Origin of the sequence: Paenibacillus sp. FSL R7-0189, from assembly GCF_037969925.1 — a bacterium.
Lineage (GTDB): Bacteria > Bacillota > Bacilli > Paenibacillales > Paenibacillaceae > Paenibacillus_AQ > Paenibacillus_AQ odorifer.
Genome location: NZ_CP150223.1, coordinates 4,015,931 through 4,033,608, shown reverse-complemented (window position 1 = coordinate 4,033,608; position 17,678 = coordinate 4,015,931). Strand labels below are relative to the sequence as shown.

Genomic DNA, 17,678 nt, shown 5'->3' with positions numbered 1-17,678 from the left:
TGCGGCAATGAATAATTTATAATTTCACAGCATGATCGCCGTCAAAAAAGTACAGCCAAATCTCGCTGATCGGTTCTCCCAAAATATCATGTAATGCCTTGCTGTATAACTCTAGCTGAAAACGATATTTTTCCTTAAGTGCTTCTAGGCCGCCCTGATGTTCTAATACAGAGTCCGTCTTATAGTCTAGCAGAATAATCCGGTCCTCTTCTCGGAACAGGCAGTCAATGACCCCTTGAATTAGCACAGCCTCACTAAAGCCTTCCTTATTGTTCTCAGGGGTAAGCTCCGAGACGGCTTCATTCATATAATCGAGCCCTCGATAAGCCTCACCTGCGGGAACCATATAACTGAATGGCATTTCTCTAAGCTTCCAAGAAGAAGCTATTAATCTACGTCCAAGTTCATTATTATAAAAAGCTTCTATCTGATCGGGAGCTACAGCCTCCACCTGCTCAGCAGTTAGAATAGCCACTCTCTGAAGTCGGGCTAAGGTTTCTTCCACAACCATAGGATCAACTGAACCCTCCAGCGGAATATGCTGCATGACTGTATGGTATGCTGTCCCGCGTTCCGCTGGGGTCAGACTGCGTTTTTCCATAAATTTCGGACGCCGCAAATGAAGACTGTCCGCACCTGCAACACTTGGACGTTTATCGTTTTCTATTGAGGTTGTAGAATTGCCTTCTTCCAGCAGATCAAAAGAGGGCTGCTCCTGTAATGACAACAACGCTTTTAACTCCGTAACAGAAGTTTTAGCCGGAATACCTGAGGCTGCCGCATACGGATAATTCCATTCCAGTCTTCTAGCAATTTCATCGCTAGTCTCTGTTTCATATATATTTACAGATTCACCCTTATGCAGTGCTTCGAGTACAGCTTGCCGTTCCTCTACCTTATCTTCAGTCTGATCCGTTGGCAGGAACGCCCCAGAATTAAGTTCGGAAGCATTTTGCACACTGATGCTCCAGTTGGAGACATCGTTGTGCAGCACCGTGGAGACGGTACCTTCTGAACCGCCCAGCTTACGAAGAATCGCCGCAGCAGGGTGCCGGATCAATGCCGGTCCAACCCAATCCAAATAGCTGCGCCCTCGGGCCAGCAGATGGTCTGCAAGCAGCAGCTCATCCCGGTTCTGTACGCTGCTCCAGCTAGCGATTTTGCGTGGCAAATCTCTTACGGTGCCCACTAGAATCATTTTATCTCTCGGACGAGTTAACGCCACATATAATACACGCATTTCCTCAGCTAATAACTCAAGCCGTGTACGCCGGTTAATAGCCAGATAAGGAAGTGTTGGGTAACTAACTCGCGTTTCCCGTTCCACAAAACGTGGCCCAAAGCCAAGCTCTTTGTGCATAAGAAATGGCGAATGCAAATCTTGTCGATTGAACTGTTTTGCCATCCCGGCTACAAAAACAACAGGGAACTCCAGACCTTTGGATTTATGGATGGTCATGATTCTGACGCCATTGCCTTCTTCACCGCCACCGCCAGCTACACCCAGATCTCCGCCATTCTCACGAAGCCGTGAAATGAACACCAGAAAACGGAACAATCCGCGTGCTGCGGTATCATTCTCAAATTGCACAGCCCGATCATACAAAGCTTTAAGATTGTTCTGGCGCTGCGAGCCTCCAGGCAGTCCTCCAACCCATTCCAGATAGCCGCTCTCCCCATAGATACGCCAGATCAGCTCACTGAGACTACCTTGTCTAGCCGCATTTCTCCAGCTTTCCAGCTGTTCTAGGAAATGTTTAAGCTTGCGCTTCAGTTCTGGACTGATCTGCGGCAGATCTTTATCAGGTAAAACATTATTTTCGACGGTGCTTGCGGATTCAATCACATGAGCCGAGAAGAGGTCATACTCTTCTTCAGCCTCTTTTGCATCTTGCATATCCACCGCCATCTGTACTGCTTGAAAAAAAGGACCCTGACTACACATACGCACCGTAGCCAATTCTTCTTCCGTTAATCCGACCACAGGTGAACGAAGTACGCCAGCCAGCGGAATGTCCTGCTGAGGATTATCAACTATTTTTAAGAGGGAAAGTGCAATTTCCACTTCTGTAGCTTCAAAATAACCTTTATTCAGATCACCATAAGCAGGGATTCCTTCCATCCGAAGCTCTTCGATGATTAGAGGGGTCCAGATTCTTGCCGAGCGAAGCAGGATCACGATATCACCGTAAATAACCGGACGCATAATCTTGAGTCCTTTATCGTAGATAAGCAGTGGCGATCCACCGGTCATCCCCGTCATTTGTGAAATACGCCGGGCAATTGCCCGCGCTTCCAGCTGCGCCGTCTCGCTCTCAATGGCTTCACTCTCCTGAAGTGGCGCCTCACCGTCTTCAGAGGTCTCTTCTGACTTCCCTGCTGCCGAACCACGATCAATCAATAATAACTCCGGTGCAAAAAAGGTATCAGGACCCTTCTCTGCTGCACCTGGGAAATTCGCTCCGTAAACAAGCTCAGCGCGTTCATCATAATTAATCTCCGCTACCGTCTCATTCATAATCTGCCGGAAGATCATATTCACGGCATTTACAACCTCCATGCGACTGCGAAAATTACGGGCCAGATCGATGACCGAACCGCTAGATGATTCATTACCGCTAGATGATTCATTAGTAATTTCAGATAGATCATCGATTTGGTGTGAGCCAAAGCTGCGGTATTTATCCAGGAATAGCCCCGGCTCCGCCAGACGGAATCGATAGATACTTTGCTTCATATCTCCGACCATAAACCGGTTACCGGGTGTTTCACGGGATATTAGCCGCACAATCTCCTCTTGCACGCTATTCGTATCCTGATACTCATCCAGCAGAACCTCATCGAATTGAGCACGGTACTCCATAGCTGCATCAGAAGGCAGGGAATGACCGGGCGTAGAGTCCGGATGGCGTAGAATTTGCAGACAATAATGCTCCAAATCACTGAAGTCGACTAGACCTCTTCCGGCTTTTTCAATTCTATAACGTTCACCGAATGCTATCACTGTCTCTGCAAGCTCTGCCATCAGTGGAGCCGCTTCGTTCAGCTCTTTCAAAAAAACCTCAGGCGGACGGCCAAACAATGCTTTCTGAAGATCTAAAATACTCTTCTTCACACTGTCGCGCAGTTCCTTCACCATTTCCTGCAGTCCAGGATCTGTCGAATCCTTCTTACAAGCCTTTAATTTCCCAAAATATACTTCCATGAAAATATCATATAATTCTGCCCAAGGTCGTTCGTTTACGGCATCCTGCAGTGCATTTACCATCTCAAGATCAGCGGTTAAATTCTCAGCATAGGGTGCCGGACCGCCCGGCTGCAGTGCAATCTCCCGGCCTTGAATCAGCTGACTGGCTGCGCCCGCAAGTGTCAGCTTCGCTTCTTCAAGAATGCTCAGCACCCATGGCGTTCCACCCAGACTTTCGGTGTCTGGCAATGAGAAATCAGCTGCAGTATCACGGAGCCATTGCGCAGGCCAAGGATGGCTGCGGGCATAATCATGCAATCGCTGTATGAGCGCATGCACTGCATCATCACTGCGTTCACCACTGAACCAATCAGCGAGCTGCACAAATATACTATCCTCGCCATCCGCACCTGCTTCACCGTACTTTTCCTCCAGCAACTCTTCGAGCAGCTCCTGCCGCATCATCTCCGCTTCATGCTCATTTAATATGCGGAAACCCGGATCAATCGGAATCATTTGATAATAACGCCGGATCACTTCCAGACAGAAGGAGTGCAACGTTGTAATCGAAGCTTTGCCCAGCAGGGATAGCTGACGGCGCAAATAGACGTTCTCCCCATTCTCCTCCAGCTCCCGATCAAGGGCTTCCCTGATCCGCTGCCGCATTTCGGCAGCCGCAGCTTTGGTAAACGTAGCTACTAATAGCCTGTCTACACTGAAGCCGTTCTCTTCCTTACTGATTTTTCGAATAATCCGTTCTACCAGCACCGCCGTCTTACCGGAACCTGCTGCCGCAGCAACGAGGATGTCATCACCGCTCTCCGCAATGGCGCGCCACTGGTCATCACTCCATATACTTCCTTCCGGTTTCGCTTCTATTTCAGCCTTCATACTCAAGGTGTAGTTCCTCCTTTGCGGGACAGCAGATCCCATATAACGTCCTTCCCTGGCTTACCCAGATTGTTATAGCTGTTGCCTTCCACAGCTTCATCGAACTGGCAGACAGGTCTAAAGGAACAGAATGTGCAGGCGGTCTCCTGCCCAATTCGGTACGGCTCAATCGCCACATCACCTTCTGTAATCCGTGTCCCGATATCCGAAATTGTCCCTCTAACGGAGGATAATAGATGACCCCACTGCTCTGGTGTAGCTACTGAAGCACTGCTATAAAAGCTGCCGTCAGCTTTTACTGCTACAGGCACGATAGAAGAATACCCTTTGTCTAAAGTGGTATCCATCAGGGAGACAACCTCACGATCTGCTGTAAGCAGTCCTTTCATCTTGAAGCGTTTCAACAGCTCTTGCTCAGCCTGTTCCTTGTTCATCCCATTGGATGAGGTCAACAACGGATCATGCACATGGAAATAAAGTGTGCCGGCTGGAAGTGCCGGCTGCCCCAGCCATTGCTCCGAATATGTTAGCAGCACATCCAAATAAGTCAGCATTTGCAGCGATAATCCATAATACACCTCATGCAGCTTGAGATCCTTTTGGCTCGATTTATAATCAATTACCCGCAGAAGAATTCCGTTCTCTCCACGGGCCATATCTACACGGTCAATCCGGCCAACAACCTCCATCACGCAGCCATTTGGCAGCGTAATCCTTAAAGGCGGCAACTCCTTATCCGGTCCAAAGTCCAGCTCCAGCCCTACTGGCTCAAAGCTGCCCCGGCGGGCGTGCTCGCCCAGAATCACAGAAGCACGTCCAACAATATTCTTAAGTTTACGGGAGATGTACCCGTAACGTTTGGAGCTCATTAGGATTTCACCCTGCAACATCGGAGATAGCCGCTCTACTGTCTCACTGGCCTCACGCCGACATTCATCCGGAGACAAGCTGCCCCAGCCCCGTCCCTCTTGTTTCAGTCTTATCGCCATATCACTTAACGCAGCATGGAACAGCTGTCCAATATCAGGTGCTTGCAGCTTATATAGCTGACGCTCCTTCAGTCTTAGTCCGTAGGACGCAAAATGGGAAAATGAGCACGCAACAAATTTCTCCATCCGGGACACACTGCCCCGCAGTGTTGAGCCACCATACAATCTGAGGCTTGTGCCACGCTTTAGCTTCGTTCCCTCATTACGATAGAACAGTGAGCTTAGCAAACGTTCCAGTTGAAATTTACGATTTTCGTTCTTAGTAAACCAGTTATACACATCCCACCATAGCTCCGGAATTTCTGTCCCCTGGCGCCACTGCCGCAGCTGCATAATCAATGCGCGAAGACTCTGTTCTGGTTGACCAATGAAACCGAGATGAATAGGATTTCCGACTTCTGCCGGTAGTCCCGCAGGGGGAAGTGCTGACAAACTATGCTCTTGAACCCTTGGGAACATTCTATGCAAATGCCGGATAACCTCAGAGGGAAGGAGAGCTTTGCCCTCATCATCCGCTGTAGCGTAGCTAATCCAGAGCTTTTGACTTCCTGTCGTTAGCGCATTATAGATCAGAAACCGCTCGTCCAGCAGTTTACGAGAAGCGCCGGGAGCAAGCTCCATTCCAGCATTCTCTAGTACGGAGCGTTCACCTTCCGAGAGAATTCCATCTTCCTTAAACTGCGCAGGCACAACACCTTCATTAAATCCAAGCAAAAAAGCGTATTTAACCCCTGTTGGGCGAGTCCGATCCATATTGCCGACCAATACTTGATCCAGTGCGGGCGGAACTAGTCCCATTTTAAGCTCAGCAAGTCCTGTCTCTAGAACTCCGGTGAACACTTCAAACTCAAGTCTTTCATTGCCCATCATTTCTACTATCTGATCTAGCAGATCAAGTACCGCACCCCACAACTGGCTATGTTCCCTAGCCTTCTCGGGTTGGCCCTTCTCCATAGACTTAACACTGAGTTTCTCCAGCTTTTGTGCAACATCCGTCTCTTCAAGCAGCTTGTACATTGCCGTACATAGTTCAAGGCCGCTTCGGCTTTTCTGGATTCGTTTCTCAAAAGCAAATAATGGACCTGTTATACTAGCACGGCATCGTTCCATAGTAGCAAGCAGTTCATCATCCATCTGTCTGCCGCCTTCCAGCGACAAGCTAGGAATACCTTTCCATGAGCGGCCATCCGTCCAGCGATACCCTTGAATCCCACAAGCCAGCACATAGTTTTCTAAAGCATCCATATCCTCACGTGTAATACTACCGTCTAGCGGAAGCAAAAGCTCCGTCTTTACGCAACGGAATACATCCTCGTAACGCCAGCGACGACGCACTACATCCAGCGCGGAACGTATAAATTCCACTAGCGGATGATGCAGCTCATTTACCTTCTGGTCCAGAAAAAATGGCACTCCGTAATCTTGGAACAACGGTTGGATCAGCTGCTCGTAATCGCCAATATTGCGCATCAATACAGCCATTTCGCCATATTTTGCACCTTCATCACGCGCCAGTCTAGTCATTTCGCGCAGTGCTCCCTCAACCTCTGCTCTGTGCGAAACTGCGGCGCCTATGGATATAGCCTCTCTTGCCAGTTCATCCGCACCTATCCAGGCCTTCCGGCGATCATATCCCCGTTCAAGGTGAGCAAGTACTGGACTTTCTTCAAAACGTGGAAGAACCGTTGGCTCCAGCAGCTCGTCCCACACATCAATGCCCAGCTCTTCAGCTATTCCACGCAGTTTAATGTAAGTAACCGCAGTGGGGTGAAACAATTCAAGCTCATTCAACTGATCTCCATATGGGTAAGGACGATCAATTGTAAGCGAAACGGTCAGCTGCGAAGCTTGCTGCATCAATTCTCGAAGCACTACGAATTCCTGCGGAGTAAATCCATGGAATCCATCTACCCAAATCTCCGCCCCGCGAATATAGGAGGAATCAGGAATATGCTCAGCCAGTTCTGCTAAACGATCCTCTTCATCGATATAGAGACGTGACATTTCCTTCTCTAAATCGCTGAATACCAGCTGCAAATCATCCAGCTTACCCTCAAGAATAGGACTTCTTGCAATAGCTCCTCGCATAGCGGACAACTGCTCTTCTAAATCAGTGGAACCCAAACAGCAACGCTTCATCTCCGTGTGCAGTTGGTTCAGACGTTCCACAAAACCCGGTCTGTCTGCTGAGGCACCGAACAATTTCAGTTCCTCTTTGCGACGACTGATGATTTTGTAAATTAACATTTTCTTACCTTCATCACTGATTGGCAGACTTGCACTGCCACCAGTTTCCTGCTTCACACGATAGGCAAGCCGCGAAAAACTCAGTGTCTGCGCCCGAAGGCTTCCCTTCACATTCCCTACGGTCAAAAGCCCCCGTTCTGCTCCAAAAGAACCTTGCTCTGGCACAAGAATAATAATCGGCGCACCAAGCGGTTCCTTCTCTAAGGAAGAAGAGATAGATTCCCATATTTTTGTTGTCTTGCCACTGCCCGAGCGGCCTAGTAAAAAGGTTACCGACATAAATGATAGACTCCTTCCGTAGCGGAGAAAATATATAAATTACAAGGTGAAATATCCACCTATTGATTACACTCCAATTAAAAAAGTTCAGTGATTCCTCGTCCCTTCAGTATATCATAACCACACTAATCGGAACATGTGTTTGCTAGTATTTTCTAATGTTTTACAAAGGATAACAGCTACGAGTACAAATAAAAAAAAGCAAACCTCCGGATTTTGGCGGCTTGCTTTTTAGAGTGTTTAGTTTGTTTTTAATGCCAGATGTGCAACGTTAGATAGGAGCTGCCAATGTCAGAGCATATGGTCAATGTTAGACTGTTCGGCGTTCAGTGCTCAGCGTTCAGCGTTCAGCGTTCGTCATTCGGCATTCGGCATTCGGCGTTCAAATTGCACATTTTCGGCTAGGCTTGTTTCATTAATTACTTACGGACCCAGGAGCCGTTATTCGTGGATTCAGTGATGTTTTGGCAACTTTTCGGACCCCATTGATGCTATTCTTCGAAAATGTGTTGCATTACGGGTGTTTTAAGAGCAATAGCGCCTTTGGGGTCCGTAAGAATTCAATAATAGGCTGTTTACGCTAAATAGAGTCATCTGAGTCCGTTGGCAACTACTTGCCTTACAGTCGACTCACGGCCACCCTACGTCCAGCCCTTTTATCCTATTTGTTACTTGGCACTGTAAACCTTTTTGACCTTCAGGCTTATTTTTTACTCCGCACTTCAAAAATCGCAAACTTCAGATAGTGTCCTTCATTAACGCCAAGTATTTGTGGGTGGTCTTTGCCTGCGGCCCGCCATTCCACAAGTCTCAACACCTTGCCAGCATCTTTAGCTGCATCGGCAATCGTTTCGAGGAACAGATCTGGCTGCATATGGTAAGAACAGCTTGCGGTAACCAAATAGCCGCCTTCGTTCACCAGCTTCATCCCGTGCAGATTGATATCCTTGTAACCACGGCAAGCGCCAGCTACTGCACTTTTGGTTTTGGCAAACGCCGGAGGGTCCAGGATGACTACATCCCAAGTTCTTCCTCCACCTGCCGTCATCGGCTTGGATGTGTCGGTTTTGGCTGTTTTGCCTCCGGATTTAGGATTTGTAGCAGCTGCTGCCGTCTCTGTTCCACTTGCAACTGTCGCCCGTTCAGAACGTTCCTCTAGTCCTTTAACCTGATTCCGTAAATATGCAAAAGCATCATCCACTACGAATTCAACACGATCGCTAAAGCCGTTCAGCTCCACATTCACTTTGGCACTCTCAATGGCATGCGCTGAAACATCGAGGCAGGTTACTTTTTTCGCGCCATACTTGCAGGCATGCAGCGTGAAGCTGCCCGTATGTGAGAAGCATTCCAGCACTGTCGCACCGTCCCAATAAGGGAACGTTACATGTTTACCGCTCTTATTAACTGGCAAGGTCTGTAGCGAACCCTCCTCAGTTTCGATTTCCTGCAGCGTAATGCCGCTTCGTCCCCCCCAGCCTTTCATGAGCGGAGCAATAGAAGCTCTATTCTCACGTTGGTCAAAGAAGTAGCCAGTCTTCTGGCCTTCTTCAATATCAACGACCAGCTTCAGGCCATTCTCACTCACAGTTACATGCCGTGGACACTCCCCATACAGCAAACCCGTTGTCTGCTCCATACCTTCAAGCTCGCGCACACTAACATCACTGCGCTCATAGATTCCGCGCGGTGCCATAACCTGCACCAATGCTTCGACGATTTCTGCACGCCGCTTGTCCATTCCGAGCGTAAGCAGCTGCACAACCAAAATATCTCCGAATCGATCTACAATAAGCCCCGGCAAAAAGTCCGCTTCACCATAAACCAAGCGATAAGCATCCGCACCCGGAAGGAACCGATTTCTGTGTTGCAGACAATTCGCAAAACGTTCTGCAAAAAAGGCTGTATCCATGATCGCAAGGGGTCCCTGTGATACAATTCTTACCCGAATCTGTGACGCTGGATTGTAATATCCCACGGCCAAAAATCGCCCCTGATGATTAAGGACATCTACTAATCCCCCCGCTTCCGGATTTCCTTCTACCGATGCGACTTCACCTGCATAGACCCATGGATGGCCCTGTTCCAGTCTTTTTTTGCGATTGCGTTCTAAAATAACCGATGGCAATGACTTCAACTCCCTGTTTTTCTAAAAATGTTTTTATACATGTCCCATGCAATACATTCATATATTGGTGTACAACCCTCGTCCAAAGGAGTATGCCCTATGTTCAGTGATTTGCTGTTCCCTATCATATATGGTCTTGTTATCTTTCTAGCCGGCATGAAGCTGATGGAAACGGCGTTGTCCAAGCTAGCAGGCCCTCTATTAACTACAAGCCTAAATAGAGCTACCTCAACACCTATTAAAGGAATGATTGCCAGCAGCCTGTTGTCCGCCTTACTCCAGAGCAGTACTGCTGTAACGGTGTTGACTATCGGCATGGTCAATGCCGGCCTGCTCACCTATGCCCGCACACTTGGCATTATCTTGGGCAGCAACATCGGCACCACATTAACTACAGAATTGATCGGACTTCAGATCAATACCATGGCCACGCCCTTGCTGGCAGCCTCGCTCAGTCTGTGGGCAGCGGCAGTTATTGCAGGCGAACTGCCGCCTACATCGCGAGTGGCAGAGCTCTGCCACAAAATATCCCCGCCACTGCAATTTATCAGTCTGGCTGTATCAGGCTTCGCCCTCGTCCTATGGGGGATCGCTGTCATGCAGTCTATCGGCGGAATACTTCAGGAAAGTGGCTTATTCCTCTGGTTCCTAAACCATGCCGCTACAAGTGCCCTATGGGGGCTCGCCGCTGGAGCGTGCCTAACAGCCCTGCTCCATAGCAGCGCTGCTGTCATAGCTATGGCTATGAGCATTGCCGCCTCGGGTGCCATGCCGCCTGAGCTAGGTATAGCCATAGTGCTAGGCGCCAACGTAGGCACCTGTGTCACAGCGGTCATCGCTTCCATCGGCGGCACGCCATCCGGCGTCTTCGTCGCTTGGTCCCATGTTGCGCTTAATGTAGGCGGTGCACTACTATTCTTGCCCATGATCGGGCTGCTACAAGCAAGTGCAGCATGGATTGGTGGAGGCCCTGCTTCACAAATCGCCCACGCCCAGACCATTTTCAACGTAGTCTGCTCACTTCTAGCACTGCCATTATGTTACCTGCCTATATGGACAAAACTGGAAAAACGTCTTCAGTCTTAGCTTAAAGGTACCGTTTTTTTATACCCCAGCTTTCCACAACTGTACTATTATACTTCAATCGAAAATATTATAAAACCGCGAACCGTCGTAAAAAGTGATCACCGTCGAGAAAATTCCAATCAGCGCAAACAAAGCCAATGCAAAATAATCGTCTCTCGTGAACGGGCGACTGCTATACCAAGTTCGTTTTGTCTCAGTGCCAAAGCCGCGCAGCTCCATAGCGGTACTGATATTTTCAATTCGCTCGATACTAGTCAAAATTAGGGGCATCAGAATCGAAATGATATTTTTTAGCCGCTTAGGCAGCCTTTCTTTTCTGGAAAGATCTATTCCCCTTGCTTGAGCAGAAAACGATATATTCTCATAATCTCGTTGAATATCCGGAATGTACCGCAGAGCCAGCGATACAGAATATGCAATTTTATAGTTCACTCCAACTCTGTTTAAGGATGCTGCAAATTCACTGGGATGGGTCGTTAGAAGAAACAATAGTGCCATTGGAATGACCACTGCATATTTGAGGGCAATATTGAATTGATAGAATAGCTGCTCCCAAGTTAACGTATACCGGCCTGCAATGTGCATAATATCATGACGTGTACCGTAAACACGTACGCCCTCCAAAGGAGAAAAGATAAAGATAGCTATATGATTAAGCAAAAAGAAAATCAAGATGAAATATAATACGAAAGCATAATCCTGAAATTGGACTTTGGAAATTCTAAAGGCAAGCAAACTAAATAACAGCATCACAATTAGACATCTTGTATCATATGTAATCATCCCCGTCACAGACCACACTACAAATAAAATCAACTTAGTAGCGCCGGTAAGACGGTGAATAGGTGAATCCTGCTTCGTAAATGTTAACATTTTGGCCTTCATCCGCCTCGGCTCCTCCTATCATACGCAATGAACCTTCTAACGAACTCCTCAGGTTGTTTCAGTTCAGCTTTTACAGCTAGGGCAAAAAGCGAGGTTTCTTTCAAGTTCGCTTTTTTTACCACATCAGTATTCGTTAATATTCTCTCAGGGCTATCATCCGCAAGCTTCACGCCATCAGCTAACACTATAGCTCTATCGGCATATTCCAGCATCAAGTGCATATCATGCGTGATCATAATGACCGTCATCCCCTGCCCCCGCAGCATCAAGAGAAATTCCATCATTTCGTTATAATGCCTGTAATCCTGAGCAGCAGTCGGCTCATCCAAAATGATCACTTCCGGCTCCAGTACCAGAATGGCGGCAATCGTGACCCGTTTCTTCTGGCCATAACTAAGCGCCGAGATAGGCCAGCTGCGAAAAACATAAAGTCCGCACACCTTCAAGAGTTGATAGACACGTTCACGAACTAGCTCCTCAGAGCAACCTCGGAGTCTAAGTCCTAGAGCGACCTCGTCATATAAAAGTGTCTTAGAAATCATATGATTGGGATTTTGCATGACAAAACCGATCCGCTCTGCCCGCTCCTTAATCGTGTCCTGAGCAATATCGCGCCCATGCATCCGTATCGATCCGGAAGTAGGTTTATAGAAGCCACAAATAAGCTTGGAAACTGTAGATTTTCCAGCTCCATTTCGCCCCGCTATACAGACCATCTCTCCTTTATGAACACAGAGATTGAGCTTATCTAGCACCTGCTGATTTTTTTCGTATCCAAAAGAAATATCGCTAAGCTCAAGGATGGGTGGGCTATCCAGCTTATCCTGGCGTGACTGATTGCACTCATACCAGATCTTTAGTTTATTAGAACACGCCTCCAACTCTATATCGTTCACATGCTGCGGATTCATATTTGCTGTAATCGAACATCCGGCATACTTTAAAGCCGTTAAATAGAGAGGTTCCCGAATGCCAACTTCTGAAAGTAGGGTTGTGCTCAACAGTTCTGCAGCCGGCATATCCGACACAATACGTCCTTCATGGATCACAATAATACGATCCACTGCCCGATGCAGCACCTCTTCAAGACGATGCTCGATCATAATAACGGTTTTACCTGTCTCTTTATGCACTCGATCAATAAGCTCAATCGCTTTTATACCGGTATAAGGATCTAAGCTTGCCAGCGGTTCATCAAAGAGCAGGATGTCCACATCACCTACCAGAACACCTGCCAAGGTCGTTTTTTGCTTTTGTCCACCCGATAACTCCTGAGGAGAAGAAGCCAGAAATTCATGGATATCCACCGCTCTTGCGGCAGCCGCCACTTTACTCTTCATTTCTGTCTGCTGAACCACATGGTTCTCTAGACTGAAGGCGATATCCTCACCAACCGTTAATCCTACAAATTGTCCATCCGGGTCCTGCAATACGGTACCCACCTGATTGGACAGCTCTGCAATACTCAGATCCTTCTGCTCCTGGCCCATAATCCGTAATGAACCTGATATTTCCCCACTGTAAGCAAAAGGAATGAGACCATTAATACAATGAGCAAGTGTACTTTTCCCAGAACCTGAAGGCCCCACGATAAGCACCTTTTCCCCTTCAATAATCGTTAAGTTGATCCCCTGCAGTGTGGGTTCCTGCTGCGCCCGATATTGAAATCTGAAATCCTTAAATTCAATCATTACTTTTTTCATCCGAGACCTTCCTCTGGGTTAATGTGAAGAGAAAAAAGCCGGTGATTTCCACCGGCTTTTTTAGCTTGGATTTGTATTCCACTCAAGCTTCTCTAGTTAAGCTGCCCTGTTTTGTTCTTGTCTTAGCATACGCAATGGCTAGTAAAGATCCGATCACTGCCACCGAAGCTATATTTAATGCACCTGCGGTCAGTCCTTGCGTAAATACTTTATTTACGGGTTCTGCATAGATCAGAATATCCAACACCGGGGCTACAAGGAACCATGCTACAGCATTCGCTGCAATCTGAGCCAGATTAAAGCGTATTATTTCCTTTCGTCCGAATTCCCCGTCATGAATAGCGATTCTAGCTACTAACAAGCCAATAACCAGCCCTACAATGCCAGATGATATGACCCAACTGAACCATGGCGATCCATAAGATATCGTATCCTTCAGGGTATGCCCGATCAGGCCTATAAATAATCCGGCAAACGGACCGTACAATAGGGAGAACAATGCCAGTAATGCGTATGTAGTCTCGATGTTAGTGTTTGGAATACCCGAAGGAATCGAGCCGAATCTCCCCAATATAACGAATAAAGCAGAACCAATACCAATCGCTACAATCGTCTTGATCGACAACACCTTTTGTTTTGCCATGTTCTCATCTCCCCCAACGCATCTATTATGTTTTATGTGATTATACATCGGAATAGTCGGAATTACTATAGAATCCAAATAAAAAAATCTGCAAAGCAACATAATGTTGGCTTTGCAGATTCATAGTTGATTATTCAGATCCTATTTTCTATTACTTCACTGTCACTGATACCGTAACTGTCTTGCCGCCTAGCCTTCCTTTAATGGATGTCGTTCCTTTACTCACAGCTACAATCTGACCGCTAGCAGATACTCTCGCTACAGAAGGCTTGGAGCTGGTCCATACCGCACTTCCAGTAACAACAGCAGTCTTACCAGTATCATACTGTGCAGTCACGACTACATTCTGAACGGCTCCCGGAGCCATTTTCAGTCTGCTTTCATTAACGGTTAGCTTTGTCAGTTTAGGAACTACAGTAATTTTGACACTAGCAGCAATCCCTTGGTAAGATCCTGTCAGCGTAGCAGTACCTTCTGTTACTGCTTTAACGGATGTAGCTTTAACCGTAGCAACCGCCTCATTCGAGGACTGCCAATTCATACTGCTGGAGACATTCCCCGTTTTACCATTAGAATAATAAGCCGTTACCTTTATCGCTTTAGAGCCTTTAATGTTCATTTCGATAGCAGTAGGTTCTACAACAAGCTTAGTAACCTTTTGTTCAATGGTAACTGGGATACTGATGGTTTTATTGGCGTAAGTTCCCTTTAAAGTAGCAGAACCCTTCACCAGTCCTTTGATTACCTTACCGGAAGTTGTTGTCTTGATAATTGCATTCGTACCGGTAAGCTCCCATTCCATAGTTCCAGTAGCATCAAGTTCACTGCCGTTTTCCATCACAGCTTTCACTTCAGGAACAGCCTTCTCTTCACCAGTAACAATCACCAGATTTTCTTCTGGTCCAAGCAAGACAAGGACTTTATCTTTCACTGTAACCTTTACTTCAACACTTTTTTCTCTTACAGCTGTTTTTGAAGTCGTTGGGTTTTCTGATTTTATTTTACCGATAACCTTCACAATACCTGCCGATTCAGCTACAATTTTACCGTCTTTAATGGTGGCAATCTCATCATCCGCAGAGGTCCACTCGATATCACTGCTAAGATCTAGCTTTGTTCCGTCAAGCTTTGTACCGTTTACTTTTGGAAGGCTTACGGTGTCATCTGTGTAAAGCTCCAGTTCCGTCTTGTCGGCTTCCAGTTCTGTAATCGTAGGATAAACTGTCAGCTTAAAGCTTTTATTAATTCCTCTGTACTCTGCTTTAATAACCGAAGTTCCCACTGCTTTAGCAGTCACTGCCGCGGTATCGCTACCAGGCGTAACGGTTGCCGCCAATTGGTTATCCGAAGTCCATACTGCGCTGCCTGAAATATTCGGAGTAGAATTCGCAGCATCGCGAACCTCAGCCTTAACGTTCAGGGTTTCACCCATAAACAGGAATTGATCTCCTGTAGGAGTAAGTAGTAGCGCTTCATAAGGAGCACGTACATATACGTCTACAGTTTGTGTAATCCCCAGATAGGATACTGTAATTACAGCTTTACCAGCAGACAACACTTTGATCTCGCCTTTGTCTACTGTAGCTACACTAGCACTAGAAGAGGACCATTCCGCTTTCGCTGAAATATCATTTGCGCTGGATTTTGTAGTTTCTTTAGTCTCTGCAACCAATTTCAAAGGTGCATCTCCAACTAGCATCTCTAGTTCTTTAACGATTTTGTCGTCATGTTTAAGCTCAATTTCAGAATAAGGCAATTTCACTACAGCCTTAAAGGTTGCTGTTAAGGTCTTGTATTTGGCAGTGATCGTTGCTGTACCTTCACCAGCCAAAGTGATCTTACCTTCTGCAATGGTCAATACGCTTGTGTTGGAGCTGCTCCAAGTAGTATCAGCCGTTACATCCTTAGCAGAAGTCGCTGTTTCTCCACCAATCGCATTGGCTTTGACCAGCAGTTTATCCTCATCATCACCCAATTTGTAGTTCCCTTCAGAACTATATTCGAGCTTCAGTTCTTTAACAGGATGTGCTACCTCAACTTCAATGGTAGCAAGTGCATGATTATAAGTCGCTGTAATAATAGCTTTTCCACTGTCTATCGGAGTCAGCAGGCCATTTACTACCTTTACAGCGTTTGTGTTAGAAGAATTCCATACCACTGCACCTGTCACATCTCTTTTAGATGAGGACCCTTCCACATTCGCATATACCTTAAGTTGCTTTGGCGTTTGTCCAACCGTAAGCTCTACTTTAGCTGAGCTTTCGAATTCAATCGAGTTGATATCGCCGGTCGCTGCAAAGACACTTACCGGAAAAACCGCAGTAGCTAACAATATCATGATGAGGAGCATTTTCGTCATTTTCCTGTACACAGTCATTTGTTCTCTCCCTTAGGCTATAATGTCGTTCGGTGGTTTATCCCCACACTCTTTTACTTATATCGACAATTGTACCCTAAGTGTTTACCCCCTGGCTCTATAAAGCGAAATTCGGGACTTTCAGACTAGATAATACGGTAAAGGTTGATCAAAATATTAGGAAGTAATATGCTAACTACTAAATTCTTTCTTGAAACAAGGGGGCTACGATGAGTGCAGAGAACGTCCAACTAGAAGCAATCCCGTCTCCTAAACAGGAAGATAGCTTCCTTAAAGGGGTAAAAGATTGTATTCCCACACTACTAGGCTACTTAAGCATCGGACTTGCAGCAGGCGTTGTTCAAAAGACAGCCGGACTCAGCATTGCTGAGATTGCCTTAATCAGCTTGATTCTTTACGCGGGCTCAGCTCAGTTTATAGCTGCTGGAATGATAGCCGTTAGCAGCTCGCCTGCGGCCATTATCATTACGATATTTATCGTGAATCTTCGCCATATTTTGCTTAGTGCAGCTCTTTCTCCTTATTTCCGCCATCTTTCCCCACTGAGAAATGTGCTGGTTGGTTCTTTATTGACTGATGAGACCTTTGGAGTTGCCATCAATCAAGCTTTGAATAAGCAGCAAATCAGTGAAAAATGGATGCACGGTCTAAATCTCACAGCATATTTAAATTGGTTTCTTGCGAATGTAGCGGGAGCTTTTTTAGCCCAGTGGATCTCAGACCCTGATCAATTCGGTTTGCAGTTTGCCTTACCTGCGATGTTTATTGGCATTCTTGTAATTTCCATGATTGACCGTAATAAAATCAAACTAGATTTGGTTGTCGCAATCCTTGCCGTAATCATAGCAGTAGGAAGCTCTTTCCTATTCTCCAGTAGTGTTGGAGTGATTATCGCTACAGTTATTGCGTCAACGATAGGGATGGTGTTTGAAAAATGGAAGTGAGATGGGATGTATTTCTGATCATTCTAGGAGCAGCTTTTGTGACCTTTATTCCCAGGGTGGTTCCGCTTATGATCCTTAGCCGGTTTGAATTGCCAAAATGGGGAATGCGCTGGTTAAATTATGTTCCTATCTCTGTTATGGCGGCATTAATAGGTCAGGAGATATTTTTGAATGATGGAGAATTTTCGTCTTTAGCTAATAACATTGAGCTTTTTGCGGCATTGCCTACTTTTTTGGTTGCGATAAAAACCCGGAGCTTGCTAGGCACTGTACTGGCGGGAATTGTTTCAATCATGATTCTACGGATGTTTTTTTGATC

10 protein-coding genes are annotated in these 17,678 nt (G+C 46.6%); 3 read left to right on the top strand and 7 right to left on the bottom strand.

The annotated features are described in order from the left end of the window. Positions 1-16 precede the first annotated feature (16 nt). From addA to MKY63_RS17455, 3 genes are all read right to left on the bottom strand, one after another. Entirely contained in the window at positions 17-4,078 is a 4,062-nt protein-coding gene (addA, locus tag MKY63_RS17465) for a helicase-exonuclease AddAB subunit AddA (protein ID WP_339813560.1), read from the bottom strand. A 2-nt stretch (positions 4,079-4,080) separates the two neighbouring features. Then, positions 4,081-7,593, bottom strand: coding sequence for a helicase-exonuclease AddAB subunit AddB (gene addB, locus MKY63_RS17460; protein ID WP_339809434.1), 3,513 nt, complete (start codon positions 7,591-7,593; stop codon positions 4,081-4,083). Positions 7,594-8,296: 703 nt separating this feature from the next. After that, complete coding sequence (locus tag MKY63_RS17455) at positions 8,297-9,721, bottom strand: class I SAM-dependent rRNA methyltransferase (protein WP_076297524.1); 1,425 nt, start codon at positions 9,719-9,721, stop codon at positions 8,297-8,299. A gap of 99 nt (positions 9,722-9,820) precedes the next feature. On the opposite strand from MKY63_RS17455, the gene MKY63_RS17450 reads away from it, so the two are divergent. Beyond that, the gene (locus tag MKY63_RS17450; RefSeq protein WP_036683880.1) at positions 9,821-10,807 is read left to right on the top strand and encodes a Na/Pi symporter; all 987 of its coding nucleotides are present in this window, start codon (positions 9,821-9,823) and stop codon (positions 10,805-10,807) included. 54 nt (positions 10,808-10,861) lie between these two features. Here the strand turns inward: MKY63_RS17450 and MKY63_RS17445 are convergent, their stop codons facing one another. The 4 genes from MKY63_RS17445 to MKY63_RS17430 all read right to left on the bottom strand — a co-directional run bounded on the left by MKY63_RS17445 (position 10,862) and on the right by MKY63_RS17430 (position 16,415). Next, positions 10,862-11,692, bottom strand: coding sequence for an energy-coupling factor transporter transmembrane component T (locus MKY63_RS17445; protein WP_036683883.1), 831 nt, complete (start codon positions 11,690-11,692; stop codon positions 10,862-10,864). Next, on the bottom strand, positions 11,689-13,395 hold the full coding sequence (locus MKY63_RS17440) for an ABC transporter ATP-binding protein (RefSeq protein WP_339809427.1): 1,707 nt from the start codon (positions 13,393-13,395) through the stop codon (positions 11,689-11,691). The genes MKY63_RS17445 and MKY63_RS17440 overlap by 4 nt, the downstream gene beginning before the upstream one ends. 82 nt (positions 13,396-13,477) lie before the next feature. Further along, positions 13,478-14,038 (bottom strand): ECF-type riboflavin transporter substrate-binding protein, encoded by a 561-nt coding sequence (locus tag MKY63_RS17435; RefSeq protein ID WP_036683889.1) that lies wholly within the window; start codon positions 14,036-14,038, stop codon positions 13,478-13,480. 151 nt (positions 14,039-14,189) lie between these two features. Continuing rightward, positions 14,190-16,415, bottom strand: coding sequence for a hypothetical protein (locus MKY63_RS17430; RefSeq protein ID WP_339809425.1), 2,226 nt, complete (start codon positions 16,413-16,415; stop codon positions 14,190-14,192). 209 nt (positions 16,416-16,624) lie between these two features. Between MKY63_RS17430 and MKY63_RS17425 the strand changes: the two genes are divergently transcribed. Together MKY63_RS17425 and MKY63_RS17420 are read left to right on the top strand one after the other, a co-directional pair. Next, positions 16,625-17,359, top strand: coding sequence for an AzlC family ABC transporter permease (locus tag MKY63_RS17425; RefSeq protein ID WP_076275676.1), 735 nt, complete (start codon positions 16,625-16,627; stop codon positions 17,357-17,359). Further along, positions 17,350-17,676: an AzlD domain-containing protein gene (locus MKY63_RS17420; protein WP_339809422.1), complete on the top strand. Its 327-nt coding sequence runs from the start codon at positions 17,350-17,352 to the stop codon at positions 17,674-17,676. Before MKY63_RS17425 ends, MKY63_RS17420 begins: the two co-directional genes overlap by 10 nt. Positions 17,677-17,678 lie beyond the last annotated feature (2 nt).

Excerpts from the sequence above, each read along its gene's own strand:
- addA (WP_339813560.1), bottom strand. The coding sequence starts at position 4,078 with ATGAAGGCTGAAATAGAAGCGAAACCGGAAGGAAGTATATGGAGTGAT.
- addB (WP_339809434.1), bottom strand. The coding sequence starts at position 7,593 with ATGTCGGTAACCTTTTTACTAGGCCGCTCGGGCAGTGGCAAGACAACA.
- MKY63_RS17450 (WP_036683880.1), top strand. The coding sequence starts at position 9,821 with ATGTTCAGTGATTTGCTGTTCCCTATCATATATGGTCTTGTTATCTTT.
- MKY63_RS17445 (WP_036683883.1), bottom strand. The coding sequence starts at position 11,692 with ATGAAGGCCAAAATGTTAACATTTACGAAGCAGGATTCACCTATTCAC.
- MKY63_RS17440 (WP_339809427.1), bottom strand. The coding sequence starts at position 13,395 with ATGAAAAAAGTAATGATTGAATTTAAGGATTTCAGATTTCAATATCGG.
- MKY63_RS17435 (WP_036683889.1), bottom strand. The coding sequence starts at position 14,038 with ATGGCAAAACAAAAGGTGTTGTCGATCAAGACGATTGTAGCGATTGGT.
- MKY63_RS17430 (WP_339809425.1), bottom strand. The coding sequence starts at position 16,415 with ATGACTGTGTACAGGAAAATGACGAAAATGCTCCTCATCATGATATTG.
- MKY63_RS17425 (WP_076275676.1), top strand. The coding sequence starts at position 16,625 with ATGAGTGCAGAGAACGTCCAACTAGAAGCAATCCCGTCTCCTAAACAG.
- MKY63_RS17420 (WP_339809422.1), top strand. The coding sequence starts at position 17,350 with ATGGAAGTGAGATGGGATGTATTTCTGATCATTCTAGGAGCAGCTTTT.